The sequence below is a fragment of the Polaromonas sp. P3_C2 genome (assembly GCF_056402675.1).
In genome coordinates, this window is record NZ_JBFUGX010000602.1 from 1 (window position 1) to 2,514 (window position 2,514).

2 protein-coding genes are annotated in these 2,514 nt (G+C 61.1%); one reads left to right on the forward strand and one right to left on the reverse strand.

Annotation, left to right across the window (positions count from 1 at the left end; genetic code table 11):
• On the forward strand, positions 1-1,409 hold a 1,409-nt coding region (gene rlmD, locus AC1DWI_RS19585), incomplete at its 5' end, for a 23S rRNA (uracil(1939)-C(5))-methyltransferase RlmD (RefSeq protein ID WP_477725510.1).
• A gap of 130 nt (positions 1,410-1,539) precedes the next feature.
• Here rlmD and AC1DWI_RS19590 read toward each other — a convergent pair.
• Positions 1,540-2,229, reverse strand: a complete 690-nt coding sequence (locus AC1DWI_RS19590; RefSeq protein ID WP_477671015.1) for a Bax inhibitor-1/YccA family protein — start codon at positions 2,227-2,229, stop codon at positions 1,540-1,542.
• Positions 2,230-2,514 lie beyond the last annotated feature (285 nt).

The window sequence follows — 2,514 nt, forward strand, 5'->3', positions numbered from 1 at the left end:
TCGACCTCGAAGCCCAGGGAATCGCCCACAGGGCTGACGGCAAGGTGGTTCTTATCGAGGGTGCCCTGCCTTTCGAACGGGTACCTGCCAACGTCGACCGCAAGACACGCAGCCTAGAACCAGCCATGGTGACGGCGATTCACCGTGAATCGTCCCAGCGTGTGCGGCCGGCATGCCCGCATTTCGGCATGCATACAGGCGCATGCGGCGGCTGCAAGATGCAGCATTTGCATGTGGGGGCGCAGGTGGCCGTGAAGCAGCGTGTGCTGGAAGACAATCTCTGGCACATCGGCAAGGTCAAGGCGGACAACCTGCTGCGGCCCATCGAAGGGCCGGCCTGGGGATACCGCTATCGCGCGCGGTTGTCGGTGCGCTATGTCCGCAAAAAGGGCGCCGTGCTGGTGGGGTTTCACGAGCGTAAAAGCGGCTACGTGGCCGATATGACCGAATGCCACGTGGTGCCCCGGCACGTGAGCGACATGCTCGTGCCGCTGCGCGAGCTGATCGGCAGCATGGATGCGAAGGAAACCCTGCCGCAGATCGAGCTGGCCTGTGGCGACGAGGTCACGGCCATGGTGCTGCGCCATATGGAACCCTTGAGCACCGGTGACTTGAACCGCCTGCGTGCTTTCGCTGTGTTGAACCCCGGCCTGCAATGGTGGCTGCAACCGGGGGGCCTCGAGACGGTCAAGCTGCTGGACGACGCTGTGCAGGAGCTGAGCTACGGCCTGCCGGAGTTCGATGTGGTCATGCCGTTCAAACCGACCGATTTCACGCAGGTCAACCCTCACATCAACCAGGTGCTGGTGTCGCGTGCACTGCGGATGCTGGCGGTGCAGCCGGACGAGCGGGTGATCGACTGGTTTTGCGGCCTGGGCAATTTCACCTTGCCGCTGGCCACACGCGCCCGTGAAGTGCTGGGCATCGAAGGCAGTGAAGTCCTGGTCGCCCGTTCACGCGAGAATTTTGAAAGGAACAGGCCTGCATCCAGCGTCCGACGGGCGCTGGCAGCTACAAAATTTGTAGCGCGCAACCTGTTTGAAATGACGCCGGCGATGCTGGTGAAAGACGGCCGGGCCGACAAATGGCTGGTGGACCCTCCGCGTGAAGGCGCTTTTGAGCTCTTCAAGTCCTTGGCAGCGCTGCACCAACAGATCGTCAGCGGCGTCCCCTGTGACGACGGTGAGCACCAGCAGAGCCTGGCCCTGAACGGCTGGGTGCCGCCGCAGCGCATTGTCTATGTAAGCTGCAACCCGGCCACCCTGGCGCGGGATGCGGGCGTGCTGGTGGACAGCGGCGCATACCGCTGCACGGCGGCCGGTGTGGTCAACATGTTCCCGCATACGGCCCATGTGGAGTCCATTGCGGTGTTTGATTTGGCGGCCCCCACGGTCTCTCCCTGCGTGTAGCTCCCGAGGCCTTGCAGGCCGCGGCCCCGGCTTGAATTGGAGAAACCCCAAGCTCACCCTGCGGAGAATGACACGAGGTGCGCATGAAAAAAGGGCCCTGAGGCCCTTTTTTGTTCTGTAGCGAAGCGGATCAGTCCCGGTCGCCGCCGAAGATGCCCAGCAGGGCCAGCAGGCTCTGGAAGATGTTGAACAGGTCCAGGTAAATGGCCAGGGTGGCGCTGATGTAGTTGGTTTCACCGCCGTCAATCACCTGCTTCAGGTCATACAGCAGGTAGGCACTGAAAACCGCAATCGCCAGCGTGCTGACGACGGCCATCAGCATGGTCGAGCCGACAAACACATTGATGACGGCTGCCACCAGGATGACCAGGGCACCGGCGAAGAGCCACTTGCTCATGCCGCTCAGGTCACGCTTGATGACGGTGGCCAGGCTGGCCATCACGAACATCACGCCGGCCGTTCCGGCAAAAGCCGTCATGACCAGCGATGCGCCGTTGCTGAAATTCAGAACCATGTCGATCATGCGCGAGAGCATCAGGCCCATGAAAAAGGTAAAGCCCAGCAACACGGGCACGCCCGCGGCCGAGTTCTTGGTCTTTTCAATGGCGAAAATAAAGCCGAAGGCACCGCCGAGGAACACGATCAGGCCCAATCCGCCCGTCAGGGAGCGGGTAATGCCCGTCGCCACGCCCAGCCAGGCGCCCAGCACGGTGGGCAGCAGGCTCAGGGCCAGCAGCCAATAGGTGTTGCGCAAGACCTTGTTGCGTTGCTCGACGCTGGAAGCAACGCCGTAGTCGAGGGTTTGAACATTGTCAGTCATGAAAGTCGTCTCCGAGGCGCCAGCAAATGCCGGCAAGATTATTTTAGGGTGCATTGCTGTTTTTCCAGCCCTCACTCCCTACTTTTTGTAAGGGTTCTATAAGCTAATTTGGCGGCAATGCGGACGAAGGGCGGCCCCAAATTTGCGTATGCTCGGTATCTTTGCCAACAAACTCCGGAAATCCTGAAGACCATGAAATCAAAAGCAGTGCTTGAACTCGCCGACGTCAAAACCATCGCCGCCGCCGCCGAGGCCGAAGCCCTCAAGAACAACTGGGCCGTCACC

Coding starts and splice junctions, on each gene's coding strand:
- AC1DWI_RS19590 (WP_477671015.1), bottom strand. CDS start 2,229: ATGACTGACAATGTTCAAACCCTCGACTACGGCGTTGCTTCCAGCGTC.